This window comes from Hydrogenophaga sp. L310 (assembly GCF_055703065.1).
On record NZ_JBVPZA010000001.1, the window covers coordinates 102702 to 128096 of the forward strand.

The window sequence follows — 25395 nt, forward strand, 5'->3', positions numbered from 1 at the left end:
AGCCCGCAGGGGCGAGACACCATCGGTGGCTCGATGCGCAGCACAACAGCGCGGTCCGGCTTGGCCGGAGACGCACAGAATCGCAGTACCGTATGCACTGAAGTACGAGAAGCCAGCGAGCCGCTGAAACTCAAATCAGCTTTCACGCCTTTGCGTCTGATCACCTTCCCGCTTGTACGTTTCGATGCAAATCCGCAGAGCCGTGAAAGCACAAGCTCGCAAAACCGCGCCATCGCAAATCCGGGAATACGACGTTCCGTACATGCGCTTTTAAGGTGCGACGGCGCGCCGGGTCTCCGACGCAAGAATGCTCCACCACGCGCCAGGTGCGTGGTCCTTGCCATCCACAAAAATGCCCCGCCGTGAGGCGGGGCGGGTGGGCGACGCTCAGTCGCCCTTGCTGCGCGACCAGATCAGGTTGTGCGCGCCGTCCTCGCCTTCGACCAGGCGGGCGTAGATGGTCGCCGGGAACGACGGGTCATCCAGGGTCACCGACAGGTACGGGCGTTCCTGCCGGCTCATCTTCTTCCACGCCGCGCCGATCTCGAAGTTGCCGGCAACGATGCGGTAGTCCGGGGCGTTCTCGCTCTCCTTGTCGTTGGCAACGATCTTGACCTTGACGTTGAGCGTCAGGGTGCGAACCGTGCCGGTGTAGCTGTTGTTCTGTGCGGTGAAGGTGCCGATGTTGGCCATGATGAAGTCCTCTTGAAGTTGACCAGGTCGCGCCCATCGCGGCCTTGGCGTGATCCGACCGGCACGGGTCCGGGCTCGCCGCACCGTGCAACGGCCGCAACAGCGTGGAGGACCCGAAGGCACGAGAAATTTGTCTCGCGAGGAAGACCGCAGGTCGGGGAAATTTGTCGGGCAGCAGGGTTGTGGCGATGAAGCCCGAGGCGCCGCGCAGTGGCGCCGTGCCCGTGCCAGGATTCACGAACATCACAAGGCCGCAGTGGGGGTGATCCTGTTCCGCGAGGACGCATGGCCCGGGCACCGCCGCCACCGCTTCAAGGCGTCGGCACAACCCTGATCGCCGACCTGGTGCACTCTGCCAACGACCCATGCTGTGAGCGAAACGCACCTCCACATCGAGGCCGGGCCTGACATCGGCGTTCGTGTCCAGTGGGGTTGTCGGCATGGTGAACGGCCTTCCGGTGAGCCGCTGTCGTTCCGGGCGCCTACTGTCAACATGTTCAAGGACGGCGCCTCGGGACACCACCCAGTGCAGCCAGGGCCATCGTTGTCCATCGCACCGCCCAAGGCGGGGAGCAGCTGGGGATGCGGCGAACCACCCGGTCCGCACAGATCAAAACAAAACGCGCGCGGCACACCTGCCGCGCGCGTCGCGCCACCTCCCCATGCCCCGACCTGTAGGTCGGGGCATGGATTCATCAGTGCGCAACCTCGTCGTTGTCCCTGGCCCCGGTGTCGGCCTCTGCGGCCCCGTCCGGCTCCGCCTCAACGACAACAAGGGCCGTTGGTTTTTCCAGCAACGCTGGCAGCCAACTGCTGCCCGCCGACAGGCGCTCGGCTTCGCGGCTGATGTCGGCCTTCTTGAGCTTGCTCAACCGGTCCACCTGGTCGGGCGCGAACACCCGCACGGCTTCCAGCGACCGGGCCTTGGACACGTGATCGAAGTAGCCCTCGGCGGTGGGTGTCCACCAGTCGTGCATGTCCAGGCCCACCGCTTGTGCGATGGCCGAGGCCGGTGTCTCTTCCTCGCGCAAGGCCATGGCGTTGACCGTCAAGCCCACACACAGCGCCAGCAGCGAGAGCAACTCGGGCATCGGCATGGCCTGCAACTCGGTGAGCAAGGCCTGCGGGTCCTGGGGCAGGCGCTGGCTCCAGGCCTCGCGAACCTCGCGCAGGCCTTGGACTGCACGGGATTCAGACACGTCAGGCGCAAACTGCTCCAGCCGGTCCTGGGGGTTGGCGTTGATGTGCAAGGGTGAGCCGCCGTAGTCGCCCAGGATGGCGCGCTGCGCCAGCCGGTGCACCAGCAGCACCAGCGCCACCTCGGGGTGTCGCGCTACCTCCGCCTGCAAGGCGGCGGTGCGGTGGGCGCTCAGGCGTTTCACCAGCTTCTCGGACAGCATGGCCCGGGGCGGCGTGCTGTCCGGCGCGGTATCGTGCCCGGCGCCATCCGACGGTTCGGCACCGCTGGCCCCGGCCGCACGTGCCTCCCGGGCCTGTTCGGGTTTCAGCAGACCCCGGTGCACCAGCACACTGCCCTCGTGATCCAGCGACACCACCGCGCCCGCCAGCGCCATGGCCTCGGGCGGGTAGCTCAGCAGCGAATGCTCGATGCTGTCCAGTGCCTTGCCCAGTTCGTCCATCTGGTCCTGCAGGGCCTGGGCCGCCTCGTCGCTCAGGTCGTCGTCCACCTCGTCCAGGCGCTCCTGCAAACGGTTCTGTTCGGCTTCCAGTTGGGCGATGCGCTTGACCTCCGTCTTGCTCGGCGCCCGGCGCTGACAGCGCACACGCTGGAAGCGGTGCAGGTCGGCGTGGGTGGCGCGCGGCACCACCTCCACCCAGCCCCAGCGCTCGGCGCGCACCTGCTCGGCAATCGCGGCGAGCTTGTCACGCGCCAGCGCCTCCAGCAGGGCCGGGTCCGCCAGGAACACCCCGGTCTGGTCGTCGGCGAACAGGTCGCGCCGCAGGCCACCGCCCGCCGACTGGTAGGCCTCGACACCGACGAAGCGGGCCAGCGCATCGCGGCTGGCATCGATTTCCTCGTGTGTCAGGTGTTCACGCAATGCCTGCGGGCTGCGCTGCCAGTGCGGCGACCCGTAGAACACGGCCTCCTGGGCCGCATGGTCGTCGGTGATGGCCAGGGCCATCAACTGCTCCAGCGTGACGGCTTCCACCCGGTAGTCGGCCAGCAGGCGCGGCGAGACGTTGGCGAGCTTCAGGCGCCGCTGCACCACCAGCGGCGTGACGCCGAAGTCCGCCGCAATGTCCTCGATCGGCCGCCCCTCGGCCACCAACGCGGCAAAGGCCTCGAACTGGTCGGCCGGGTGCATTGCCTCGCGCTGCAGGTTCTCCGTCAGGCTGACGGTGCGGGCCGAGGTGTCGGGCACCAGCAGGCACGGCACCGGGTGGTCCTTGGCGAGCTTGTGGCGTTTGACCAGCAACTTCAAGGCGGCCAGTCTCCGACGTCCGGCCACCACCTCGAACCACCGCCCATCGGGCGTGGTGACGACGGTCAGGTTCTGCAGCAAACCCACGCGGGCGATGGATGCGGCGAGTTCGGGAATCGCCGTACCACCGCTTTGGCGCACGTTGCGGCTGGAGGGCCGCAGCCGCGACAAGGGAATCAGATGCAGCTCATAAGGTGCGACCTCTGGCACGGTGACGGATTCGACTGCAACAGCCGATGCGCCAACGGTCGCAGCGGCAGCCACGGCGCTCAAGGCCAGGGTTTCGGATTGGGTAACGGTGTTCATGTGAAATCTCCTGTCCCACACGGGGACCTTGTTCAAACAATGGAAGACATCGAAAACGGATGGGAAGTCAGTCGGTGCTGTGCATGGGCGCTCTCCTTGGGTGTTGGGCTCCGCAGGGGCCGCGAAGCCCTTCGCGGCCATGGGCAGCAGCTGGGGCCGGCGCGGGTGCGCCGTCAAGGGAGGAAGCGAAGGCGCTGGCGCGGCCCGCAGGCGAAGCCGAGGACACGGGCGCCGCAGCGGCCCTTGACGGGAGGAGCGCCCGCAGAGGCCAGGCAAGCCGGCGAAGCTGGCGCAGCTCAGCCGGAGAGAACACGTTCGACCCATTCGGTCGATGGCCAGCCCGAACAGCACGGCGCAAAAAAAAAGCGCCGCACCCGCGATCCACGGGGTGGCGCATCAAGGCCTCAGCGCAACGTCAATCCGTCGCCGGTACCATCGCCTGCAGTTGTTCGATCACGCCGGGTTCGACGAATACACAAGGCTGCTTGGTCGCGACCGGAACGTTGAAGATCCGGGCGAACGCGTCCCGCTTCAGATGCGCCACCCGCCCGGTGCGGTACGCCTGATCAGGCTTCATCAGGCCTGAACCCGACGGCGTGCCGCTGCGCTGTGGATCGCATTCGACCAATGCCACGAAGCCTTCTGAGAACATGCGCTGGTGCTCAGGACACAGTCCCCAGCCCGTCGTCGTGTGGTGTTTCATGCTCGCGCGCAGGCGCCGGTCCAGCAGGATGTTGCCAGTGTCAAAAGAGGTGCCGCACACCAGACAAAACTGCTGCTCCAGCGAAACGTGTGACTTGTCGTCCATGGTGATCTCCGGTTGATCGGGCGGGATTGCCCGGAACCGGTCCAGCACGGCGCAGCGCAAGCGGTCAGGGGTCGAGGGCGCAGCCAGAGACGGCCGCCAGGACGCCAGCGTGCAGGGCACGCGCCGCCCTTGACGGCGAGCACGCAGTGCTACGGTGAAGAGGACAGCAAGACCACCCAACCTTCGTCAAAGGCACGAAAAAAAGGGGGCAGCGCCCCCGGGGTTCACAGAAGGCCCCTTTCGGCCATTGACAGGACCTTGTCGCCCGCGACGATCATGTGGTCCAGCACCCGCACGTCCACCAGCGACAAGGCCGACTTCAGGGTCTGCGTCAGGTGCTCGTCGGCCCGGGACGGTTCGGCCACCCCCGAGGGGTGGTTGTGCACCAGAACCAGAGTGGCTGCATTGCGGGCCAGGCACTCCTTGACCACCTCCCGCGGATAGACCGAGGTCTGGCTCACCGTGCCCCGGAAGAGTTCCACGTACTCGATTAGGCGGTTCTGCGAATCCAGCATCAGGACCGCGAACACCTCGTGCTCCAGCGCACCCAGCTTCACCTTCAGGAACTCCCGCACCGCCGCCGGTGAGTCGAACAGCGCCCGCTCGCCCAGTTGTCGCCGCAGGATGCGTTGCGCCGCCCGCAGCACCTCATCGGCCTGCGCCGGGCGGTAGTCGCCCGCGTTGTCGCGAACCAGAAGAACGGAAGGATCGAAGGAGAAGAGATCGTGTGCCATGGTCGGCTCCGTGAATCGGGCGGGATTGCCCGAGACCGGCACCTGCACGGCGCAGCGCAGGGGTCAAGGTTCGAAGACGGCCGCAGGACGCCAGCGCACCACCGCAGGGCAGGGCGCGCCGACCTTGACGCCGAGAACGGCGTGCTACGGTGAAGGGAACAGCAAGACGCCCCACCCACACACCTCACGCGTGCCAGGGCAAGCACAGCGCGCAGGCAGCGCAGCCTGCCGGAGGCGTCAGGGATTGCCGCCGAACGGCCGAGACGGGCTCCGCCTGGCTCGGGGCGACGCCCGGGTAGCCCGACGGCGCCAGCCGGGACGCCCGAATCCCTGGACCGACAAACCGTCCTTCAGTTCAAAAAAACAGGGCTTGTCAGAAAAGCTGGATAAAATTACAGTATTCGCAAGGAGAAACCCATGCATCACGAATTCCGTCAGCTCTACCAACCCCGCTTCCAGCGCCGTTCGGAATGGCTGCGCCGCGTCTGGCGCTGGTTCTGAACAGCCCATGCCTGCACCCCACGAGGTCCGAGCATGAACGCCCCCGTGCTCCAGGAAGTGCTGCTGCGGATCAACGAACACGGTGACGATTTGCCCTTGGCCACCGCCGGTGTGTTGCGCTATGTCTGGGAGAGTCGCTATGGCGAGATCCTGATTGAGGCCGTCGGCGATGAGATCTTCGTCAATGGCAGCCGGGTTGAACAGGCCAAGCACGTAGGCACTGCGTGAATTTGTGGTGGGTAGTGCTGTCACCTTCGACAGATTGACGTTTCGATGAGGGCTTGAAACGGGGCACCAGTGTTTCGGGTTTCCTGCTGACTGGTAAGCTGTCAAAAAATGCAACAAGGAGGGACACAAGCATGACGGTTCAGATCATCGAGGCCACTATTCATCAGCTGGACAAGCTGGCACAAACGCATGGTGATGACAGCGTGACGTTGAAGCCAAGGGATACCCATCTTCCGGTGAACGATGTCCTGACGCGCTTGTGCGATGACCTCATCCGCATGTACGGAAAGATGGCCAACAGCAATGGGACGCTGGGTGTGGACCCCAACGCTCACAAGTTTCCAGTGCAGTTGCACGCCTATGAAGCTCAGACGACGGAGTTCTTGGCGTTTACCAAGATTGCGATTGAGCTCATTGCGGACGAGATGAGAAAGGCCTTTCTGTCCAACGGTGGGTACGCTCTTTTCCTTCGTTACAAGGTTGATGAGCAGGATTTCTTGCTCGTGGTCATGCTCAAACTGCGGCCTGGTGCGGGCATCGACGCCGACACGCTGGACCTGACGGAGACGTTGAATATCGATCTGGCACACCTGCACGAAGCCGCGCGTATCAACCTCACGCGGTGGAGGTCCGATCAGCAGCCTTATCTGACTTTTATCAAGGGGCGAGCCCGCAAGAATGATGTCAGCGACTACTTTCGAGACGCGTTGTCCTGCACCAGCTTTACGGACTCCAAGCATCACACTGAGCAAGTGATGCGTGCCGCCCGTGATTTTGTGAACGCGCGACAAGACCTGTCAGAAGGACAGAAACGCACCGAAATGGTCGAGATGCGGCAGCGACTTTTCGATTGCTTGGACAAGAACCGTGATGAAGTGCCTCTCGCGACTGTGGCCGCAGCGGTCCACCCCCAGGATCCGGATCAATTCGTCGCCCATGTCAGAAGTGACGCGCATGCCAATTCCTATCACTTGGACGACAGATTCAAGCCGCATCGAGCGGTGTATGTCGGCCTGAAGCGGGTCAGTGGAAAAATTGGAACCGTGTCTCTGGCCTTTGATGTGGCAGATGTTCAGGCGGAGCGGGTTCGGTACGATCCAAATACCGACGCGATCATTTTGTCGTCGCCGTCTGATCATTTGAAGTCAGCCATTCAGGAACATGCAGCCGCTGCCCAACCATCCGCATGACTGGGCACTTTGGCTGCTTGATCGGCTAGAGAATGTCCAGCAAGTGGAGTCGCACTGGGAGGGGACCCTCCCAGGGGAGTTTGACTTCGATGAGGTGGCGAACGCGCTCCCGGAGCAGCTCAAAGGACTGTTGGACCCACACTCTCGCCGCATCGAGTTTCATCCAGAATTTGGTGGTGTCTTTCAAACCATCGATGAACTGGTGAACGGCCCTCGACGCCGAAGCCCGCTTCCTGTTTTTACGGTTCGTGGTCTCAACTACACCCACGGGAAAACGCAACCAGTCCCTCCGGTGATCACCAACTACCTGGATACAGCACGTCTGTGGCAGCTGCTGTCTGCCTCTGCTGACTATCGGCTTGACCAAGCGGTGGTGTTCATCAAGACCTTCGAGTCGAAGGTCGAAGTTCGGGCCGACTATCGGGCCCAAGATCTGTGCCCATTGGGCGGTTTGTCGAGCTTCGCAGCCGCCTACTTCGAGTCGGAACATCACAAGGAGCAGAAGAGGAACATCATCCGGTCTTCTCTGCTGGAGGTGTGCAAGGGCGAATTGGTTGTTCGTCTGTCAGACCTGCTCCCCCGGTTCGATGACTTCGTGGAGCGGGTCAAAGCTTCTTACTCTCTCTACACGGCAGACTTCTCGTTCGAGAAGCTGCGCTCAGAGGTCGATAAACAAAACGTCGACGACACACTGCGGCTGAATAAGACCCTTTCGGATATCCAGAATCAGCTTCTGGCCCTCCCTGCTGCGCTCATGCTCGCAGGTGCAGGCGTCAAGGACACGGTGTTGTCCACAAATCTTTCCATCTGGATAGGCGTGACCGTGTTCATCTGGGTCATGCATCAGCTGGTAAAAAATCAGCAGAGCTCAATTGCGTCGATCGATCAAGAGATTCTTTTGCGCGTGGAAAAGGTGAAGGAACAGCCTGCCGACGTGTCGCGGCGGGTGTTGCCTCGGTTCCAGTCACTTCAAGACCGTGTGATCTCGCAAAAATTGGTCCTTCGAAACATTCGACGCGCTGTTCTGTTGGTGTGGCTCGTGGCAACAGTCATTGTTGTGAATGCCCAATGGCCAGGGTTCGTGATAGGTCAGCTTTCTGAAGTGTGGGGTTATGTTCGTCAGGGTATTGAGGTGGTGCTTGGCGCGGGTGCTTCCGGGACGTAGGCAGGCGCAGTGGTGGTCTCCTGCATACGTTCCTCTTAGGTGAAGGGGCTGAATTCTTATCTTTTCTGAACAGTGAATATTGCGATTTTTCTGAAAATTCGCTAAAATGCAAAAATTCACTGTGCAGTAAACCGTCCCAACATGCATGCTTGAGCTGACCATAACCGAACGCCAGTTGGTCTCGCTCCTCGTGGATGCGTTGCGCGAGATTCCCGACGTCCATGCAGATGTGGGGCGCTGGGAGCTATCAGGCAGGCGACCTGATCGGGGGCTGGATGCTGCGGTCGATCTGCATGTGGCTGGAAAATCGCTGGCCGTGCTGGTCGAAGCCAAGAAGGCGGTTTACCCTCGCGATGTGCGCCAGGTGATCTGGCAGATCCGGGATGCAAGCCGCGCCTGGGCAGGCAAGCATCCAGGCGACGTCGTTTCGCTGATCGCCGCAGAGTCGATCTCGCCCGGCGCCAAGGAGCTGCTTAGGAGCGAGGGTGTGGGCTACTACGACAGCGGTGGAAGTCTCTATCTGTCTGCGCCTGGCATCTACCTCTACATCGACAAACCGCCGCCCAAGACCCTGATCAAGTCGATCCGCTCTCTGTTTTCTGGTCGACGCGCGCAGGTGTTGCACGCACTGCTCATTCATCGCCAAACTTGGTTCGGCGTCACCGAGCTGGCCCAATTGGCGCAGGTGTCACCAGCTACCACGTCGCAGGTGCTGACCGAGCTGGAGCGCTTCGATTGGCTCGAAGCGAGAGGGCAGGGCCCCAGCAAGGAGCGCCACCTTCGCGAACCTGCGGCCCTGCTCGATGCCTGGGTCAAGCAGGTGAAAGCTGATCGCACACCTGTGCTGCGCAGGTACTTCGTGCCGGCAACCAAGCCAGACACGTTGCCGATGAAGGTTGGTGCGGCTCTGGAAGGGCGAGGCGTCGAGTACGCGATCAGCCACGAGGCTGCAGCCCAGCAGCTCGCGCCCTTCCTGTCCAACGTGTCCCAGGTGCGCCTGCGGCTGTTGCCCGGGCAGGCCACCGACTCCACCCTGAGTGACCTGGGTGCGCGCTTGGTCACCGAAGGGGCCAACCTGGCTGTGATCGAGACCAAGTCGACAGGGGACCTGCTGTTCCGCGAGCGCATGGACGGACTGTGGCTGGCCAGCCCGATTCAGATCTACCTTGACTTGGTGCGCGGCGAAGGCCGTTCGAAGGAGATGGCCGAACACTTCCGCAAAGAAAGGATAGGCTTCTGATGGCCAAACCTGCAACGCTCGACGGCTACAGCGACCAGTACACGGTGGACTGCGAGCGCGTCCTCGTGACGCTGCTGCGTGGACTGGGTCCCTGGAAGGACTCGGTCTGCCTGGTCGGTGGACTTACGCCGCGATACCTTGTCCCTGCACGCCCACCAGTTGTGCCCGCACATGCTGGCACCCTCGACGTGGACATTGTGATTGACCTGCAGATCCTTGCCGATACTGAGGCATACCACACGCTGGAGGACAACCTCAAGCGGATGGGCTTCGAGCGCGCCGAGAACGAGGCTGGGAAGAAGCTCTCATGGCGATGGCAGACCCGCACTGAGCACGGTGCACTGATGGTTCTGGAGTTGTTGGCTGACGCGCCGGACATCGCTGGTGGCAGGGTGCAGCCGTTGCCGACCGACGGCACGATCTCTGCACTGAACATACCGCACTCGTCGATCGTTTTCGACCTGCACCAGGTCACCGAAATCCAGGCCGAGTTGCTGGGCGGCAATGGCGTGGCCACAGAGAAGATCAAGCACGCCAATCTCGTCAGCTTTACTTGCCTGAAGTCCTTCGCATTCGACCAGCGCTTCGAGCGCAAGGATGCGCACGACCTGATCTATTGCTTGGAGCATGCCCCTGAAGGTGCGGACGCGGTGGCTGAAGCGTTTCGCCAATCGCTTGAAAGCAAGCACCGTGATGTAGTGAAAGCTGCTCTCAACATATTGCAAACGCGCTTCGCGCGGGCCGGTGATGTCGAGGGCTATCGCAAGGACGGGCCAATCGCAACAGCCAAATTCGAAATGGGCGAGAGTGATGAGTCGGATCAGCGGGAAGCGAGGGCGCTGCGTCAGCGCGAGGTCAGCGACCTCATTGAACAGCTTCTTGCACGAATTGAATATCAATAAGGTACAGCATGCCAGTTCCCATAATCGATCTCTTTGCAGGGCCGGGAGGGCTTGGGGAAGGGTTTGCCTCTCTCAAGGGGCACGGAGGGAAGGCGTTTTTCGAGATTGGTCTTTCCATTGAGAAGAATCCTGTCGCTCACAGAACGCTGAAGCTGCGTGCAGTGTTCAGGCGTCTTCGTGGAACCAAGGACATAAGACACTACTACAGCTATGTACGCGGCGAAATTGATGAGGCCGCCTTTCGCCGAATCCCGGCCGTGGCCAGCGCCTTTGCGCATGCTGAGACAGAGGCCAGATGTCTGGAGTTGGGAAAGTCGGATGACGGTGGCATAGACACTGAAATCCAGGCAGCGTTGAAGGGACATGACACCTGGGTGCTTATTGGCGGGCCTCCCTGTCAGGCGTATTCACTTGCGGGGCGATCAAGACGCGCCAAGGACGAGACATTTCACACCGACGAAAAACACTTTCTTTACAGGGAGTACCTGAGAATCATCAGGGTTCACAGACCGACCATCTTCGTGATGGAGAACGTGAAAGGCTTGCTGTCCTCTCAGCACTCCGGGAATCCAATGTTCGACAGGATCCTTGCGGATCTTTCGAAGCCTTCCGAAGGGCTGGAGTATGAGATTCGCTCTTTCGTCAAGCCAGGCAACGGTGATGATCTGGAGCCAGTTGACTATGTCATTCCCGCGGAACGATACGGGATTCCCCAGAGCAGGCATCGTGTGATCCTCCTCGGTGTCCGGAAAGGTGCTGGTTTGCCCAGACACGAGTTGCTGGAGGCTGTCTCAAAGGCCGTGACGGTCAGGCAGGCCATCGACGACCTTCCGCGCATTCGAAGCCGCCTGTCCAGCGGAGACTCCCTCGATGCATGGCGCAAGGCCGTTCAGGCAGCACCGGCGTGCGTAGAGGGATGGAATACGGAGACCGAACGCAGCTTGACTGAAGCTATGCGGGCGTTTGCCTCTGCGGCAACCTATACGTCGATCGGAGGGGCATTCATTGCCCGAGAGTACAAGCGTCCGAAGAATCCGACTGAGCTCCAGCAATGGCTTCACGACAGAAGTCTTGGGGGAGTCTGCCAGCATGAGGCGCGATCCCACATGGCATCAGACTTGGCCAGATATCTTTTCTCAGCATGCTTCGCGCACTCTTCGGGCTACTCGGCGCGGTTGGACATTTTTCCTCCCAAACTGCTTCCCGAGCACAGCAATGTCCATGTTGAAGGACTTGAGGCCATTCCCTTCAAAGATCGCTTCCGGGTCCAATGCAGGAATGAGCCGGCCACCACTGTAGTGGCGCACATTGCCAAGGACGGACACTATTACATCCATTACGACCCTGCTCAGTGCCGGAGCCTGACGGTCAGGGAGGCTGCACGACTTCAGACTTTTCCCGACAACTATTTCTTTGCAGGCAACCGTACAGAACAATACACCCAGGTCGGGAACGCAGTGCCACCGCTATTGGCTCACAAGCTTGCGATGGTTGTGCGTAGCCTCCTGAACCAGATGAACAGAAAGAAGCGCCGAGAAACTGGCGACCTTTTACAAAAGAGTCGATCGGCTACCGCGTCGCAGCTGCCTGCAAGCAAGGCTCAGATTTCGCTGCTTGCGGAAGCGAGCTAGAGGCAATCACCAAGCAAGCCTCTTTGCCATGCAGCCACTCCCCAACGATCTGTGCCGAATGATCGATCGACTGCCTCAGGGAGCATTCCCAGACGACGGCGACACGCCAGCCAAGATCGCGAAGCGCTGCTGTGTGGCGGGCGTCCCGGTCGACATTTCCCTGGAGCTTTCTTTCCCAAAAATCTGCATTTGCCCTCGGCGTGGCTGCAAATCGGCAGCCTTGGTGCCTATGCCAAAAGCAGCCATGCACGAATACCACGGCCCTGTACTTCGGGAACACGAGATCAGGGGAGCCTGGGAGGCTTCGAACATGCAGCCTGTAGCGGAACCCACTGGCAAAAAGACGGGAGCGAAGCATCCGCTCAGGCCAAGTATCCTTTCCGCGGATGCTCGACATCATGCGGCTGCGCTGGGGAGTGGTTGGAAGGCGCATGGATTAGAGAAGTCTGAATGTCTGCGGAGATCGGCTCTTCAACATATACAGCAGAATACTCTGGCAGAAGAAGTGCTCGATGCGGCAAACGGAGGCGCGCTGTGGGCCTGATTCATGAAAAATTGCAGGAGGGAGATTCATGGCGCGTGATCACAATCATCCGCCGAGTGCCGCATGCCTTTCGGCCTCGATGCGCGACCTGGGGTACTCGCTGGAAACGGCGATTGCCGACCTGATCGACAACAGCATTTCCGCAGGTGCAGATGTCATCGGCATCATCTGCGACCTGGCTGGTACACAGCCACTGGTGGTCATCTTGGACAACGGCAGTGGAATGACGGAGGCCGAGCTTCTCGAAGCCATGCGCCATGGAACAGCGAATCCGAGGCACGAGCGATCACCACGGGATCTCGGCCGCTTCGGCCTCGGACTGAAAACGGCATCGTTTTCCCAGTGCCGGTCGCTGACGGTGACCTCCGCGAAGAATGGGGTGCGGTGCGGAGCCGAATGGAATCTCGATCGCATCGATGCCGCAGACGACTGGATCCTGTCCATCCTTGACGACGCGGATATCGATGCATTGCCATATGTCGACCGAATTGGAGATCACGGTACCGCCGTTGTCTGGCGGGAACTCGATCGGCTTGTTGAAGACGAGGTTGGCGACCGCCGAAATGAGATCGTCAGTGAGAAGTTGGATGCCCTGGGTAGGCACCTCTCGATCGTTTTTCATCGGTTCCTCGCAGGAGACGTCAAGGGCCATCCCCGGATTTCCATTGCGGTCAATGGTCATGCAGTCGAGGCCTTCGACCCATTCTGCAGAAAAAACCCGGCCACGCAATTGCTTCCTGAGGAGGTCGTCCGCATCGGCGAAGCCGAAGTCCGTCTTCAGCCGTATGTCCTGCCGCACCACTCCAGGCTGACCGCTCGCGAGTACGACTTCTATCAGAGCCGCAGTGACTTCATTTCGAATCAGGGTGCTTACATCTACCGGAATGGCCGTCTGATGGCATGGGGCGACTGGTTCCGGTTGGTGCCCAAGGGGGAAGCCACGAAGCTGGCCAGGGTCCAGATTGATTTCCCCAACAGCCTCGACGAAGCCTGGACCATCGACATCAAGAAGTCGCGTGCCCGTCCGCCCCACGCAGTGCGGGAGAGGTTGCGTCAGATCATTTCCAAGATCACTGCCCGCAGCGTGACCGTTCATCGAGGCCGAGGTCAGAAGCTATTCCAGGAAAGCGAAGCGCCATTGTGGGAGCGCTACGCGGATCATGGAGGCATTCGTTTCGCGATCAATGTGCAGCACCCGCTCGTCCTCTCGTTGACCGCGAAACTGCAGCCAGAGGAGGCGAATTCGATGCTCGTCCTGCTCGACTCGATTACCGCGGCCCTCCCTGTCGAGATGATCTACTCCGACTACTCGACACATCCCCGGGACGTGCACCAGGCGGCCGTCGAAAACGACCTGACCTTCCACCGTCTCAGAAGCCTCAAGCAGGTGCTCTACGGCGACGGACCGGTCGACCCGGACGCATTTCTCCAGATCGTGCGATCCACCCATCTCTTCGAGGGGCAGATCGAGACAGCCAAGACATTCATCAACGAAACCTTCACATGAACGGCACAGTCATCACGGAAGAACGAAACATCGCAAATGCGCTCATCTCGGGCCTTGCCAACATGGCGGAGACGCCAACACGCGAGCAGGTCGAGGACAAGGCGAGGCAGATCGCGGCAATCTTCGGCTACAGCGGCGATCTGCGGAACATCATTACCGAAGCGATGATCTCGGTCGACACGCGCATGGGCGCAGGTGTGTCACTGGTCGATGTCACGGCGACGCATGACGTTCAATGGGTCCGCAAGCGAGAGGACATCACATGGACCTATGCGAACGCCTACGGAAATTTCCTGCTCAAGGAGGGCTGGCCGCCTCGAATGGTGCAATCGCTGAGCGACGTGACCAATCGGATACTTGGACACCTGCAGGACCCGCGGAGCGAGGGAACAAGCTGGAACCGCCGCGGTCTCGTCATCGGCCACGTGCAGTCAGGCAAGACGGCCAACTACACCGGTTTGATCGCACGGGCGGCCGACGCAGGCTACAAGTTCATCATCGTCATTGCCGGCATTCACAACAACCTGCGAAAGCAGACGCAGGAGCGCATCGACGAAGCGTTCATCGGTCGATCGAGTGATCCGGAGGGCCGCAGGACAATCGGCGTTGGTCTGAACCCCGGATATCCGCATCCTGCGACTCTCACCAATATCAACGAGGACTTCAACAAGAACACCGCGGCCAAGAGCGGCTGGGAGATCAACGATTTCAGCAAGCCGATCATTCTTGTCATCAAGAAAAACGTCACGACGCTGACCGCACTTCACAAATGGCTCAAGGCACTCAACGCCAAAGGTGGAGACCGTATTTCTGACGTGCCGATGCTTCTGGTCGACGACGAGGCCGACAATGCGTCGATCAACACGAACAAGGAGGACCTCGATCCGACGCGTACGAACGCCATGATTCGGAGCATTCTCGGTCTCTTTGCGAAGTCCTGCTACGTAGGGTATACGGCCACGCCCTTTGCCAATATCTTCATCAATCCCGATGCCTACGGCGACGATGTTCGGGAGGAGCTGTTTCCGCGCGATTTCATCTATTGTCTCGACGCACCCACTACTTATTTCGGCGCGGAGAAGGTGTTCCTGAACGAGGAGACCAGCCAGTCGATCGTGCGACCGATCGACGATTGCGAAGACCTCATTCCCTACACGCACAAGAGGGACGATCAGCTCTTCGAGCTGCCTCCGAGCCTTTACAGGGCGCTGGACGAATTCATTGTTGCCCGCGCCATTCGCAACCTGCGCGGGCAGGCGAACAAGCACTGCTCCATGATGGTCAACGTCTCCCGCTTCGTTCCGACGCAAAGGGCGGTGCGGGAGTTCCTCAGCCTGCGGGAGAAGAAAATCAGGGAAGCCGTGCGGGCCAACTACAGGATGCCCGAATCCGTATCTTCGGCGAACATCTACATGCAGGGCCTGAAACGGGCATTCGACGTCGAATATGCCGGCGCCGGATTCACCTGGGAACAAGTCAAGACCGCCCTGGACGGTGTTTTCGAGCATCTCCACCTCTTCGTTATCAACAGCAAGAGCGACGAGGTTCTCGACTACTCGAAGTATGAAAAGGACGGCGTTGGTCTCACGGCCATCGCTGTCGGCGGCCTGAGCCTGTCGCGCGGTCTGACCATTGAGGGACTGACCGTCAGCTACATGTATCGCAATACAAAGATGTATGACACGCTCATGCAGATGGGCCGATGGTTCGGCTATCGACCGGGTTTCGAGGATCTTTGCCGCGTTCATCTCTCGCGAGATTCCATCAACTGGTACTCGCACATCGCCGAAGCCGCCGAGGAGCTTACCCAGCAGGTCAAGCGAATGAGGCGCGATGGGCTGAGTCCAACGGATTTCGGCCTGTATGTTCGCTCCCATCCAGACAGCTTGCTGATCACCGCCGCCAACAAGATGCGGTCTGGTCAGGAGGTCACGGTTGAGCAGAGCTTCAGCGGCAGGCTTCGGGAAAGCTACATCGTCTCGACCGATGCCGACGTGAACACCAGAAACTTCGGCCTGATCGCCGAGCACTGGCGAAACGGCTTCGGCGGGCGGGCGGAGGAATCAACGGAGAAGGGCTTTATTTTCAGGGACGTGCCGGTTGAGGTAATCGACGATTTCATTTCCCGGTTCGAGTGCCACTCGCTCTTCTCCGGACAGAAGTCTGACGTGGTGAGCTATCTCGAAAGGATATCGACCAAGCGCAAGTGGGCCGATGTTCTGCTGATTTCCCCGTTGGGAGGTTCCGGTGGCGAGGCGCCGTTCACGTTGCGAAACCAGGAGCGCGCGGTGGGCAAGGATCAGCCCAATGGAGTCGCATGGCGTCTGAACAAGGATCGGGTGGCCTCGCGCGGGGACGAGAAGCTGGGGCTGAACGAAACGCAGCGGCAGGAGGCCGCGAAACTAGCCCGTGGCGAGGACGGAACGGCGTCGGCATCGGATGCGCATTACCGGATGCTCCGCAACAAGCCATTGCTGATGATTCACAGTCTTGAGCCCAAGGGCGATGCTGTGAGAGGGCCGATTGCGGCCTTCGGGATCAGCTTTCCCTACGGTGACTACTCGACAACCATCAATGTGGTCGTGAACAAGGTCTGGCTCCAGCTGATGCAGGGTTCAGCCGACAACCCGGACGACGAGGAGGACTACGATGCCTGATGTGTCGCCTTGGGATGACATAGGTGTTCCTGGCACGGACTTCAATGTTCGTCAGGCCATGGGAAAAACGGCGGTGCCCTGTTTTTGGGGCAGGGACAAGAGCGGTGCCTGCCTCTTCATCGTCGAGTTGCAGGGCGACCATAGGGAGCAGTACCGGAAGAGCGCCGTCACGGTGAACGGAATCGACGTTGATTTACGTGGCAGAGACGCTGGACCGCAGCGTCTGGTTCTTGCCCTTGAGAAACAGGTTGACCGCGACCTTTTTGAGGGGCTCTGTCGCACACTCGTCTCGGCACTGGAGCATGCGACCGATTCGGTAGGCTCACTTGCCGTGGCGCTGACACATATCCACCGATGGAAGACCTTTCTGTCCGGCCGAGGGCAGCATCTTTCGCACGAGGAAGTCCGAGGCCTCTTTGCCGAGCTCACTTTCCTGCTGGAGTTGCTGGACCAGCCAGTTTCTGCCGTCACGGCTCTCGAAGCTTGGCTTGGACCGGACAAGTCGCATCAGGACTTCATCTTCGGCAATACGGCAGTGGAGATCAAATCGCTCTCGGGAGCCGAGCGCAGCACTGTCCGCATCTCGTCCGAAGACCAGCTCGAATCTCTCAACGATGCGTTGTTCCTGCGCATCTACCGGCTGAGCAATCTGCCGGATGCTGCGGGCGCGCGGTCGCTCAACATGATCGTCGCTGAGGTTCAAGCACGGCTGGGCGACGCGGAGGCTGTAGAGGCATTCGACCGCAAGTTGGTGGCGTACGGTTACGCGCCACTGCCTGGCTACGACGTGTTGAGGTTCGTGATCAGCAGCGTGATCACCTATCGTGTCCAAGGTGCGTTCCCGCGCCTGATCAGGTCGCAACTGCCTGCGGGAATTGCCAAGGTAGCCTACGACATCAGGTTGGAAGCCATCGCGCCATACGAGTGTGACGGAGTGGCTGTCTTTGGGGAGGGATGATGGAGCAGAGCAGCGAGGAGTTTTTTCACAACTTCCGTCAGGAACTGTTGGCCAGTGCCCAAGCGAATGGCAGCTTTCAGCTCACGGAATTCATGGAAACCGTCGGAAGCGAGTTGATCGAGACGGGGTTCGCCGAGGGCTTCGAAATCTGTCATTTCAGGGCGCAGCGGGGAATGCGCGTCGATGGCTACTGGTTCAATGACGAAGGGGTTCTTGATCTCTTCATCGCGGACTTCGATTCCCGGGTCGAGCTCGCATCCCTTACACGGACGGATGTCGTCGCCGCGTTCAGGCGCCTCGCCAACTTCTTCGAGGCAAGCATCAGCAAGGGATTGGCGGCCGAGCTGGAGGTCACGTCGCCTGAGTACGGGCTTGCCCGGCAGATTGCCGACCGGAGAGTCTCGATCCGACAGCTCAATCTGGTTCTCTTCTCGGAGCGCGCCCTGAGCGAAAAGCTCCAATCCATCGCTGACACGGAGGTGGCGGGAGTTCCGGCCAGCCATCAGATCTGGGACATTTCGCGCCTTCAGCGTCAGCACAGTTCCCGCGGTCACAAGGAGCCACTTGACCTTGACTTCGAAGAAATGTTCGGCCGGGGCATATCCTGCCTTCCGGCCCACCTGGGTGCAGAGGCCTACCAGTCGTATCTGATGGTCATGCCGGCCGATGTACTGGCCACCCTTTACGAGAAGTTCGGTGCCCGACTGCTTGAGCAGAACGTGCGAACGTTTCTTCAGGCGCGAGGCAGCGTCAATCAGGGCATCAGAGCGACCATTCTGAATGAACCTGGAATGTTCTTTGCCTACAACAACGGCATCACGGCGACGGCCCAGGGCATCGAAACGAGAACAACGGATGCCGGTCTCGCGATCACAAGAATGCTTGACCTTCAGATCGTGAACGGTGGTCAGACCACTGCTTCGCTATTTCATACGAGGAAGCGCGACCGAGCCGACCTTTCGCAGATATTCGTCCAGATGAAGCTGTCTGTCATCGACAGCCAACAGAGCGAAACGGTCGTCCCACGCATATCAGAGTATGCAAACACCCAGAATCGGGTGAATGCAGCAGACTTCTTCTCGAATCATCCTTTCCATGTTCGGATGGAGGGGTTCTCAAGGCGCATATGGGCGCCGGCACAGAAGGGTCAGCAGCGCGAGACAAAGTGGTTCTACGAGCGTGCGCGTGGCCAGTACGCGGATGCGCAATCGAAGCTCACGCCCGCTGAGCAGCGCCGCTTCAAGGCGGAGCATCCCAAGCCGCAGATGTTCACGAAGACCGATCTGGCAAAGTTCGAAAATGTTTGGGATGACCATCCAAGGTGGGTCAATCTTGGTTCCCAGAAGAACTTTGCACGATATGCGACCCGTATCGGGGCCGAGTGGGAGAAGTCCTCCGACGTGTTCAACGAGTTCTATTTCAAGAGGGCAATTGCCCGTGGACTTGTCTTCCGTGCCACTGAGCGGATCGTATCTGCGCAGCCCTGGTACAACGGTGGTTACCGGGCCAACATCGTGGCCTACACGCTTGCCATGCTCAGCGAACTCGAGAGGCGACGGAGGGCGTGCGTGGATTTTCTTGGCGTATGGAATGCCCAGGGCCCTGGCGCTGCGCTTGAGGACGCCATTGCCGTCGTGTCCGGAGTCGTGAACGAGGACATCATCAGCCCTCCGGCCGGCATCTCGAACATCTCGGAATGGTGCAAGCGGGAAGCCTGCTGGACGCGACTTCTGACGCGCATTGTGGATGTCGAGACGATGCTCGCTACCGAGTTCTATGACACGCTCCTGCCACTCGATGAGCAGGTGTTAGAACTCAGATCCGCCAAGAAAATCCAGAAGGTTGACAACGGCATAGAGACGCAGCGGCAGGTGTTGGCTGTTTCCGCCGGTGAGTGGGGGCGTCTTCATCGGACCTTGCTGGAGAAGGATCTGCTTACACCAAAGGAGGTCGGGATTCTCCAGATTGCCATGCAAATTCCTGCGAAGCTCCCCACTGAAAAGCAGTGTGCGGTTCTTCTGGATGTCCTTCAAAGAGGACGAGCCGAAGGCATAGAAATTGGCGGATGAAGTCCTCGAACACGCCTGCTGCAGTTGGAACTACGTGTCGCATACCGAACGCCTGAAAATAACCAAAGCAGGGCATTGGGCGACAGCGATCGTTATTTTGAGGGCGTTAGCGGGTGAGTCGAAGCCACAGTTCTTTGAGCCATCCCAACCAGCCGCGTGACTCGGGTTGCATGTTCGTGGGCATCTTTGGTGGAACAGAAGGAGCAGGCGTTGGGCGATCTGTTGAGGTTTGATGAAGGCGCTTCAGATCACGCTGATCACGTTCAAATACTGCCGTCATCTGCTTCTTTGAGAACGTGCCTGCCCAGATGACGCGGCTGTCGCGGATCAGGTAGTGAGACTGGCATGTCATTGACCAGTTGCCAATTGATGGGTGGAGCGTCACGCGTTCATTCTGCACGTGGACTTGCCATTCAGCTGGGGAGAGAGGCGTCACCACCTTCTCTCCGCAACCGCAACAGCAAAGATGAACAGCTGCTCGGTATTTATGGCTGATGTAGAGTCGTCCTGGCTCGAGTACCTTGGGTGCCAAGTCGACGACCTCCGCCTTGATTTGGTCAATCCGCATCGGGATTCTCTGTCCTTTCGGCTTTCGCCAACCCCATCGAGCTCACAGCGAACTCCAGGTGATGCCAGTCCCAGTTGGTTGCATAGAAGCCGAAGTGCTGTTTCCAGAGCATTACGGCGAGCATGGCATTGAGCGCGTTGGCATCTGCAATCTGGATGTTCTGCTCGTATAGTGCATCTCCGGCTTCGTCCATGGTTGGGGCACGGTCAAAAAAGTGCTGATTTTTCGCGGGCGTGGCCAGCGTGACACGACACGTGCCGAAGATCTGCTGAGCCGTTGACAGCGACATGTCCATGCCGCAGTCGATGAATGGCACGCCCTTCTGAATCAGGTGAGAGCAGATCAGCCGCCTTGCAGGGCCTTTGTCGACACAGACGAAGACGAAATTGAATTGACCGAGCAGCCCGACGTTGGTATCGGTTACATATGTTGGATGTGGCACGATCCCGGTGTGCATGTGGCCGTACATGTCAGCGAAGTACGAGACCTTGGGCGCGTTGAAATCGTTCTCGTGTGCCGCGCCGGGTGCTCGGAAAGCGTTGTGCAACTCGAACACGTCACCGTCGAAGAGATGAATATCGCGCACCGGCGTCTTGGCCACCTGATCCAGCACGTACGAACCCGTGCCGCCCAAGCCCACGATGGCCACGGTGAGGTTCGCCAGACGCTCCGAGGCCATCGCGAAGTTGCCGCGAACGGAGGACGCATCGGGGTACCGGAATGGGCTGGTGCGTGGCGCCACTACTGCTGAGCCGGGCCCCAGCGGTCGGGTGCAGTGCGGATCGAGCACGCGTGCCTGGTCCGTGATGATGCGCCAGTAGTGCATCAGCTGGTCAAAGTGGGTCGCGTACGCCGTCCAGCCGTCGTTCTTGTTGGAGAAATGGAACCGGGCGGCGACGCCGGGGGCAACCAAGCCACCCGCAACCTCGGAGTGGCGCAACTGTTCCATCGGAGTGCCGTTTGCGAAGCAGGGGAACGGCCCGTCGAACCAAGCCTGATGGGTGGCTGGCAGGATGATTTGCGTGTCCGTGTAGATCAGACTGGCGACAAGCGTACCTAGCTGCAGCCTGGCGCGCTCGTCCACCACTGGGACATCGTGCAAAAGGAGGTGCGACCCGTGCACCGTCACCCGCAGGCCTGCGGCGACGAACGGTGCGAGCGCCTGCTCAAGAACGGCCGGTCTTGCGGACATGGCACACCATTCCTTCCTTGACCGGCACAGGCTTGTCCCCGCGTGCCAATGACAGATCGCCGAGTTCAGGGTGGCTGATCGTGATCGTGTAGATGAAGTCCGAAGTGTCCGCTGGCGGGTCCTGGTGGTAAGCCAAGTGCACCAGCTGCGCGTACGTCAGCTTTTCCTGCGGAACCTCGATCTCTTCGAGATTGAGAACAATTTTCGTGTTGGGCTGCTTTGAGTTGCTCATGGATTTACCCTTTCATCGGCAAATTGGTGTTAGATGTTGTGTAAGGTGAGTGCAGTGTGGCAGATTTTTTGAAAGGTGTAAAGTCTCGTGTAAGATGCGAGTGAAATTAATTGCAAGGAGACCGCTTGACCAGTGATGCAACCCGTGGGCGGGGCCAGTGGGCGAGTGCACCCGTCGTGTTTGTGCTCGCACAGGTCCGTTTTCTGCCGACCTCCGCTGCCGATCCCGAAAAGCTGCGCGATGCGATCACGACCCGATTGGGGGCACGTTTTCCTACCATCAGCCAGATCAGTGGTCCCGCAATCGAGATCAACCTCGACTCCGAACCCAGCGTGCAGCGACCTGCGAGTGCGATTGCGTATGACCTGATCAACGAAAACGTGGATGCAATGGTTCGTGTACAGCAGGATTCGCTCACGTACGCGGTCACGTCTTACGTTGACTCATCGCACTTCCGCGAGCACTGGCTTCAGGTGGCGGCTGCGCTGGCGGACGTGCATGTGACGGCAGTGACCCGGGCGGGCCTTCGCTATGTCGACTTTCTGCAGCCGAGAGAGGGAGGAGTGCCGGAGGAGTACGTCCAGGCACCCTGGAACCTGGCTGGTCTGCCTGTACTTCCAGGAGCGTTGGGGGCACCAGACTTGCAGGTATCGCTGCTTGATCTTCGCTATCCCGTGGGTCGCATGCGGCTGCAATTCATGCGCGGGTTTGGGGTACCTACATTGCCGATGGACCTACAGGGGATGCTGACTCCTCGGCACGAGTCACCGCAGGGGCATCCAACTGTGTGTGGGGTGATCGATACGGATCGCTGGATCGACGGTGAACACCCGGCAGATGTAGCCACGCTCAGTCAGCTGTTCACTCAAATGCACACCGAGGTTTCCGGTGCATTCCAAGCCATGATTTCGCCTCTGGCGAAAAGGGAATGGAACCCAGAATCCAAAAAAGGAGTTGGCGAATGATCTACGCCTCCCTTCGAGACGCAAAGCTTGGTGGGACCATTGGCGCCAATGCGGTCTGGCGCAAGTCAGGGTCCACGGGCATCCGGGACATCAAAGCGTTTGTCTTGGATTTCGGGACTGCATTGCCAACCATTGTCATCGGACTCGATGACCTTCAGCAGTACCTTGGCACCAGTGTCAATCTGGCAAGACCTCTGTCGTTGCAATCTGCAGCGGCCGCACCTCACACTGAACCTGCGCTCACGACTCCGGCCGAGATGGTGGAAGAGTTGCGCAAGTCATTCGGCCTGAATGTCACCCAGCTCTCGCAGGTCCTGCGCATCGAGAGAATTACGGTGTATGCATGGTTGCGCACCGACCGGATGGAGAAGCTCAATCCCTCCAATCGAAGTCGCCTGTGGCGCCTTTACCAGATTGCAAAGCAATGGTGCAGCTACACGCCTCTGGCCGGCAAGTATCTGGTTGAACCATTGCCGGACCGGAATTTGACCCTCATGCAGATGCTATGCGCAGAACAGCTGGATGCAGGGACATTCGCGCAAGCTTATGAGCTTCTTGCTCGGGCCACGGGTTCCGGTGCCCGCATGCAGCGACATCGGGCTGAGCAGCGTCTCGCCCTGAAAAGGGGTATCGAGAACTTGCGTAAAAATACCGACAAATTCGGGATGGATCTGGATTGACCGGCGCACAGCTTTTCGAGATTTTTCTTGACGAGCTGAGCGGCGGCTCGGGCAATCGGTCCCTCATGTTGATGGTCGCGGGCCCGAATGGCGCAGGCAAGACAACGCTCTGGCGAAAACGGCTTGAGCCGATGCTAGAAGGTGGGGTCGAAGCCATCTACATCAATGCAGACGAAATTGAGCGCGAGCTGAACGAAGCGGCTCAACTTGATCCGCGCGCTCTGCAGTCTCGGGAGACCGCATTGCAGGCTCAAGCTGAGGCTACAAGGCGCCGCGAACTGCTACTGGCTGCACCAGCAGGCATGCAGTCCCACTTTGTCTTCGAGACCGTCTTCTCTGATCCATACGGCTACAAGCTCGCCGAGTTGCAGCGCGGAGTGGCCGCTGGATATTTTGTGGTCATGGTGTTTGTAGGGCTCGACAATCTCGCGCTCGCTCAGCAGCGGGTCCAGCATCGCGCGGCACAGGGAGGGCACGACGTGCCGCCCGAAGTACAGGAAGACCGATTCGGCCGTGTGTTCGCCAACGCCCGTAGTGCAATCCGGATCGTTCCCCTGGCGCTCTTCTTCGACAACTCCCGTGACGAAGGGGGCGCTGGTCGAAGCCATCGTCCTGTAGCGATAGTCAGGAACGGCATGTTAGTAGCTCAGCACGACCGCATGCCTACTTGGTGGCCGATGATCATGCCGTGAATGGGCAAAGCCAAACCCAGGGCATCCAGCCGGTTCTTTTTCAGAAACGCTGCCCACTGCGCCCGTTTCACGGCATCCTGTGCAAAGACATCGCTCAAGCCGGAGGGGACAGTGTTTGGCACAGGCAATTGCCGCCATGCAAATGTCGCCTCGACTGCACGTCGCAGTTCCGCCGATTTCAATGTGCCTTCGGTGAATAGCACCCACAGATCGAAGTAGTCCTTCATCCGGGTATTGGCCATGCCGAGCAGGCACACCGCATGGAGCTTCTCGGCCACCACCGTGTATTTCGGGTACGAGCGCAATTGCGGTGCAGGCAGGTCATTCAGCAAAACCGGGTAGCTCACCGATTCTGGTGCGGGCGTGACCGCATCGCCGAAACCGATATCCACCTGCAGCGTGATGCGCGCTCCGTCCAGCTTCCCCAGCAGGTCGATCCGCACACCGCCATAGCCCGCGTCCTTGAGGATCACCGAGCCCCTGACCGATGTGGGCTCGAACGCGATACCGTCTTCCTCCTCCAGCGCGCAGATTTCACAGAAGGCCGATACGGCGGTATCGATGTCGTCCGAACCAAAGCCCAGCAGGTCCGCGTCGCGCGTTGGCCGGTGTGGCTGGTCGTACCACAGCGAAAACAGCAGCGCTCCCTTGAGAATGTAGTTGCCGGCGTGGGGTGAGATCGACAGCCGATACAGCAAGCGTTCCAGCCCGTAGTGGGTGAGGATCAGGTTGAAGTCCTGCTTCGTGGCATCGGCGCGCTGCTTCAAGCGGGCGCGGATGGAGGCGGCCAGGTTGCGACTCATGCCGTGACACTTTCCAGGTAGGGCCGCATCACATTGGCCACGCGATTGACTGCGGCGTAGTGCCAGAGCGCATCCATGGTCAGCTTGCGCTGAGCCCAGCCATCGCGCAGCGCCTCCAGCGCCACGTCCAGGCCAATCTTGTTGCGGAACTTGAAGCAGTCGGCCACCGTTTTTTCTGGATTGAACACGGGGACTTGCACGCCATCGATGTCGATGAGTTCAACACCTTCGGAAAGGGCAGGACCCGACATGCGCACCACGCGTAGTGCCGGCTGGTCCAGTCGGGGTGTGGGTGTGTGCGGAGGGATCGCCAGCCAGACCTCGAAAGGTGCCTGGGTGCCGATGCCGTGAACGCGCAGTGCCGACAGCAGGCACACGACACCACGCGGCGCCCGCAGTGCAACTTCGGCCAGGGATCGGTGCTCGCTGAGTGCACGCCCGGGCAGGCTGTAGACGCCACGGGCCACACGCTCAAGCTTGCCCGCCGCGACCAGGCGGCTGAGCATCACGGTCGGCAGCGCTTGCAGCGTCAGATCGCGCGCGCGCAGAAGTGGCTGGCGCTCGGCGAGTGCGAGCACGGCTTGTTCGAGCGTCGAGTTCGAGTCCAGAGTTATTTTCGGAGTTTGTTGTAATTGCTAGTTATTTGTCAATAAAAAACTAAATAACACAACTTCAACGAAACCCAA

At 60.0% G+C, this 25395-nt stretch carries 23 protein-coding genes; 13 read left to right on the top strand and 10 right to left on the bottom strand.

Annotated elements, in window-relative coordinates:
• Positions 1 to 387: 387 nt before the first annotated feature.
• The 4 genes from AC0GNO_RS00540 to radC form a co-directional block, all read right to left on the bottom strand.
• Positions 388 to 693, bottom strand: coding sequence for a DUF736 domain-containing protein (locus AC0GNO_RS00540; protein WP_472902538.1), 306 nt, complete (start codon positions 691 to 693; stop codon positions 388 to 390).
• Positions 694 to 1388: 695 nt separating this feature from the next.
• Complete coding sequence (locus AC0GNO_RS00545; RefSeq protein WP_472902539.1) at positions 1389 to 3443, bottom strand: ParB/RepB/Spo0J family partition protein; 2055 nt, start codon at positions 3441 to 3443, stop codon at positions 1389 to 1391.
• Between the two features lie 415 nt (positions 3444 to 3858).
• Complete coding sequence (locus AC0GNO_RS00550; RefSeq protein WP_472902540.1) at positions 3859 to 4251, bottom strand: ATPase; 393 nt, start codon at positions 4249 to 4251, stop codon at positions 3859 to 3861.
• 224 nt (positions 4252 to 4475) lie between these two features.
• The gene (radC, locus tag AC0GNO_RS00555) at positions 4476 to 4985 is read right to left on the bottom strand and encodes a RadC family protein (RefSeq protein WP_472902541.1); all 510 of its coding nucleotides are present in this window, start codon (positions 4983 to 4985) and stop codon (positions 4476 to 4478) included.
• A 534-nt stretch (positions 4986 to 5519) separates the two neighbouring features.
• On the opposite strand from radC, the gene AC0GNO_RS00560 reads away from it, so the two are divergent.
• The 6 genes from AC0GNO_RS00560 to AC0GNO_RS00585 all read left to right on the top strand — a co-directional run bounded on the left by AC0GNO_RS00560 (position 5520) and on the right by AC0GNO_RS00585 (position 11842).
• Complete coding sequence (locus tag AC0GNO_RS00560; RefSeq protein ID WP_472902542.1) at positions 5520 to 5714, top strand: hypothetical protein; 195 nt, start codon at positions 5520 to 5522, stop codon at positions 5712 to 5714.
• A 131-nt stretch (positions 5715 to 5845) separates the two neighbouring features.
• Positions 5846 to 6904, top strand: coding sequence for a nucleoid-associated protein (locus tag AC0GNO_RS00565; protein WP_472902543.1), 1059 nt, complete (start codon positions 5846 to 5848; stop codon positions 6902 to 6904).
• Complete coding sequence (locus AC0GNO_RS00570; protein ID WP_472902544.1) at positions 6876 to 8069, top strand: hypothetical protein; 1194 nt, start codon at positions 6876 to 6878, stop codon at positions 8067 to 8069. The genes AC0GNO_RS00565 and AC0GNO_RS00570 overlap by 29 nt, the downstream gene beginning before the upstream one ends.
• Positions 8070 to 8214: 145 nt before the next feature.
• Entirely contained in the window at positions 8215 to 9309 is a 1095-nt protein-coding gene (locus AC0GNO_RS00575; RefSeq protein WP_472902545.1) for a hypothetical protein, read from the top strand.
• Positions 9309 to 10211 carry an antitoxin gene (locus tag AC0GNO_RS00580; RefSeq protein WP_472902546.1) on the top strand — a complete coding sequence of 301 codons (903 nt, stop codon included), beginning with the start codon at positions 9309 to 9311 and terminating at the stop codon, positions 10209 to 10211. The genes AC0GNO_RS00575 and AC0GNO_RS00580 overlap by 1 nt, the downstream gene beginning before the upstream one ends.
• An 8-nt stretch (positions 10212 to 10219) precedes the next feature.
• Positions 10220 to 11842, top strand: coding sequence for a DNA cytosine methyltransferase (locus AC0GNO_RS00585; RefSeq protein ID WP_472902547.1), 1623 nt, complete (start codon positions 10220 to 10222; stop codon positions 11840 to 11842).
• Here AC0GNO_RS00585 and AC0GNO_RS00590 read toward each other — a convergent pair.
• Entirely contained in the window at positions 11781 to 12275 is a 495-nt protein-coding gene (locus AC0GNO_RS00590) for a very short patch repair endonuclease (RefSeq protein ID WP_472902548.1), read from the bottom strand. The two genes, AC0GNO_RS00585 and AC0GNO_RS00590, sit on opposite strands and share 62 nt — an antisense overlap.
• A 139-nt stretch (positions 12276 to 12414) precedes the next feature.
• On the opposite strand from AC0GNO_RS00590, the gene AC0GNO_RS00595 reads away from it, so the two are divergent.
• Genes AC0GNO_RS00595 through AC0GNO_RS00610 form a run of 4 tightly spaced genes read left to right on the top strand, consistent with a single transcriptional unit; the run spans position 12415 to position 19577 of the window.
• Positions 12415 to 13893 (top strand): ATP-binding protein, encoded by a 1479-nt coding sequence (locus tag AC0GNO_RS00595; protein ID WP_472902549.1) that lies wholly within the window; start codon positions 12415 to 12417, stop codon positions 13891 to 13893.
• A complete protein-coding gene (locus tag AC0GNO_RS00600) occupies positions 13890 to 16550 on the top strand; it encodes a Z1 domain-containing protein (protein WP_472902550.1) in 2661 nt (886 codons plus the stop codon). The genes AC0GNO_RS00595 and AC0GNO_RS00600 overlap by 4 nt, the downstream gene beginning before the upstream one ends.
• Positions 16543 to 17508, top strand: a complete 966-nt coding sequence (locus AC0GNO_RS00605; RefSeq protein WP_472902551.1) for a PD-(D/E)XK motif protein — start codon at positions 16543 to 16545, stop codon at positions 17506 to 17508. Before AC0GNO_RS00600 ends, AC0GNO_RS00605 begins: the two co-directional genes overlap by 8 nt.
• Complete coding sequence (locus AC0GNO_RS00610) at positions 17508 to 19577, top strand: AIPR family protein (protein ID WP_472902552.1); 2070 nt, start codon at positions 17508 to 17510, stop codon at positions 19575 to 19577. The genes AC0GNO_RS00605 and AC0GNO_RS00610 overlap by 1 nt, the downstream gene beginning before the upstream one ends.
• Before the next feature lie 106 nt (positions 19578 to 19683).
• Here AC0GNO_RS00610 and AC0GNO_RS00615 read toward each other — a convergent pair whose 3' ends face one another.
• The 3 genes from AC0GNO_RS00615 to AC0GNO_RS00625 are packed head-to-tail and all read right to left on the bottom strand — an operon-like array spanning position 19684 to position 21569.
• Positions 19684 to 20145, bottom strand: coding sequence for a ubiquitination-like system serine protease family protein (locus tag AC0GNO_RS00615; RefSeq protein ID WP_472902553.1), 462 nt, complete (start codon positions 20143 to 20145; stop codon positions 19684 to 19686).
• Positions 20135 to 21337, bottom strand: a complete 1203-nt coding sequence (locus tag AC0GNO_RS00620; RefSeq protein WP_472902554.1) for a ThiF family adenylyltransferase — start codon at positions 21335 to 21337, stop codon at positions 20135 to 20137. The genes AC0GNO_RS00615 and AC0GNO_RS00620 overlap by 11 nt, the downstream gene beginning before the upstream one ends.
• Complete coding sequence (locus AC0GNO_RS00625; RefSeq protein WP_472902555.1) at positions 21312 to 21569, bottom strand: multiubiquitin domain-containing protein; 258 nt, start codon at positions 21567 to 21569, stop codon at positions 21312 to 21314. Before AC0GNO_RS00625 ends, AC0GNO_RS00620 begins: the two co-directional genes overlap by 26 nt.
• Positions 21570 to 21694: 125 nt before the next feature.
• Between AC0GNO_RS00625 and AC0GNO_RS00630 the strand changes: the two genes are divergently transcribed.
• Genes AC0GNO_RS00630 through AC0GNO_RS00640 form a run of 3 tightly spaced genes read left to right on the top strand, consistent with a single transcriptional unit; the run spans position 21695 to position 23906 of the window.
• Positions 21695 to 22534 (top strand): TIGR04255 family protein, encoded by an 840-nt coding sequence (locus tag AC0GNO_RS00630; RefSeq protein ID WP_472902556.1) that lies wholly within the window; start codon positions 21695 to 21697, stop codon positions 22532 to 22534.
• Positions 22531 to 23214, top strand: a complete 684-nt coding sequence (locus AC0GNO_RS00635; RefSeq protein ID WP_472902557.1) for a hypothetical protein — start codon at positions 22531 to 22533, stop codon at positions 23212 to 23214. The genes AC0GNO_RS00630 and AC0GNO_RS00635 overlap by 4 nt, the downstream gene beginning before the upstream one ends.
• A complete protein-coding gene (locus tag AC0GNO_RS00640; RefSeq protein WP_472902558.1) occupies positions 23211 to 23906 on the top strand; it encodes a zeta toxin family protein in 696 nt (231 codons plus the stop codon). Before AC0GNO_RS00635 ends, AC0GNO_RS00640 begins: the two co-directional genes overlap by 4 nt.
• On the opposite strand, the gene AC0GNO_RS00645 is transcribed toward AC0GNO_RS00640, so the two are convergent.
• Both AC0GNO_RS00645 and AC0GNO_RS00650 read right to left on the bottom strand, forming a co-directional pair.
• Positions 23861 to 24709: a nucleotidyl transferase AbiEii/AbiGii toxin family protein gene (locus tag AC0GNO_RS00645; protein WP_472902559.1), complete on the bottom strand. Its 849-nt coding sequence runs from the start codon at positions 24707 to 24709 to the stop codon at positions 23861 to 23863. The genes AC0GNO_RS00640 and AC0GNO_RS00645 overlap by 46 nt on opposite strands.
• A complete protein-coding gene (locus AC0GNO_RS00650; RefSeq protein ID WP_472902560.1) occupies positions 24706 to 25287 on the bottom strand; it encodes a type IV toxin-antitoxin system AbiEi family antitoxin domain-containing protein in 582 nt (193 codons plus the stop codon). Before AC0GNO_RS00650 ends, AC0GNO_RS00645 begins: the two co-directional genes overlap by 4 nt.
• Between the last annotated feature and the right edge of the window lie 108 nt (positions 25288 to 25395).

What these genes read in the sequence shown, in the direction of transcription:
- AC0GNO_RS00540 (WP_472902538.1), bottom strand. Translation starts at nt 693, where the DNA reads ATGGCCAACATCGGCACCTTCACCGCACAGAACAACAGCTACACCGGC.
- AC0GNO_RS00545 (WP_472902539.1), bottom strand. Translation starts at nt 3,443, where the DNA reads ATGAACACCGTTACCCAATCCGAAACCCTGGCCTTGAGCGCCGTGGCT.
- AC0GNO_RS00550 (WP_472902540.1), bottom strand. Translation starts at nt 4,251, where the DNA reads ATGGACGACAAGTCACACGTTTCGCTGGAGCAGCAGTTTTGTCTGGTG.
- radC (WP_472902541.1), bottom strand. Translation starts at nt 4,985, where the DNA reads ATGGCACACGATCTCTTCTCCTTCGATCCTTCCGTTCTTCTGGTTCGC.
- AC0GNO_RS00560 (WP_472902542.1), top strand. Translation starts at nt 5,520, where the DNA reads ATGAACGCCCCCGTGCTCCAGGAAGTGCTGCTGCGGATCAACGAACAC.
- AC0GNO_RS00565 (WP_472902543.1), top strand. Translation starts at nt 5,846, where the DNA reads ATGACGGTTCAGATCATCGAGGCCACTATTCATCAGCTGGACAAGCTG.
- AC0GNO_RS00570 (WP_472902544.1), top strand. Translation starts at nt 6,876, where the DNA reads ATGCAGCCGCTGCCCAACCATCCGCATGACTGGGCACTTTGGCTGCTT.
- AC0GNO_RS00575 (WP_472902545.1), top strand. Translation starts at nt 8,215, where the DNA reads ATGCTTGAGCTGACCATAACCGAACGCCAGTTGGTCTCGCTCCTCGTG.
- AC0GNO_RS00580 (WP_472902546.1), top strand. Translation starts at nt 9,309, where the DNA reads ATGGCCAAACCTGCAACGCTCGACGGCTACAGCGACCAGTACACGGTG.
- AC0GNO_RS00585 (WP_472902547.1), top strand. Translation starts at nt 10,220, where the DNA reads ATGCCAGTTCCCATAATCGATCTCTTTGCAGGGCCGGGAGGGCTTGGG.
- AC0GNO_RS00590 (WP_472902548.1), bottom strand. Translation starts at nt 12,275, where the DNA reads ATGCGCCTTCCAACCACTCCCCAGCGCAGCCGCATGATGTCGAGCATC.
- AC0GNO_RS00595 (WP_472902549.1), top strand. Translation starts at nt 12,415, where the DNA reads ATGGCGCGTGATCACAATCATCCGCCGAGTGCCGCATGCCTTTCGGCC.
- AC0GNO_RS00600 (WP_472902550.1), top strand. Translation starts at nt 13,890, where the DNA reads ATGAACGGCACAGTCATCACGGAAGAACGAAACATCGCAAATGCGCTC.
- AC0GNO_RS00605 (WP_472902551.1), top strand. Translation starts at nt 16,543, where the DNA reads ATGCCTGATGTGTCGCCTTGGGATGACATAGGTGTTCCTGGCACGGAC.
- AC0GNO_RS00610 (WP_472902552.1), top strand. Translation starts at nt 17,508, where the DNA reads ATGGAGCAGAGCAGCGAGGAGTTTTTTCACAACTTCCGTCAGGAACTG.
- AC0GNO_RS00615 (WP_472902553.1), bottom strand. Translation starts at nt 20,145, where the DNA reads ATGCGGATTGACCAAATCAAGGCGGAGGTCGTCGACTTGGCACCCAAG.
- AC0GNO_RS00620 (WP_472902554.1), bottom strand. Translation starts at nt 21,337, where the DNA reads ATGTCCGCAAGACCGGCCGTTCTTGAGCAGGCGCTCGCACCGTTCGTC.
- AC0GNO_RS00625 (WP_472902555.1), bottom strand. Translation starts at nt 21,569, where the DNA reads ATGAGCAACTCAAAGCAGCCCAACACGAAAATTGTTCTCAATCTCGAA.
- AC0GNO_RS00635 (WP_472902557.1), top strand. Translation starts at nt 22,531, where the DNA reads ATGATCTACGCCTCCCTTCGAGACGCAAAGCTTGGTGGGACCATTGGC.
- AC0GNO_RS00645 (WP_472902559.1), bottom strand. Translation starts at nt 24,709, where the DNA reads ATGAGTCGCAACCTGGCCGCCTCCATCCGCGCCCGCTTGAAGCAGCGC.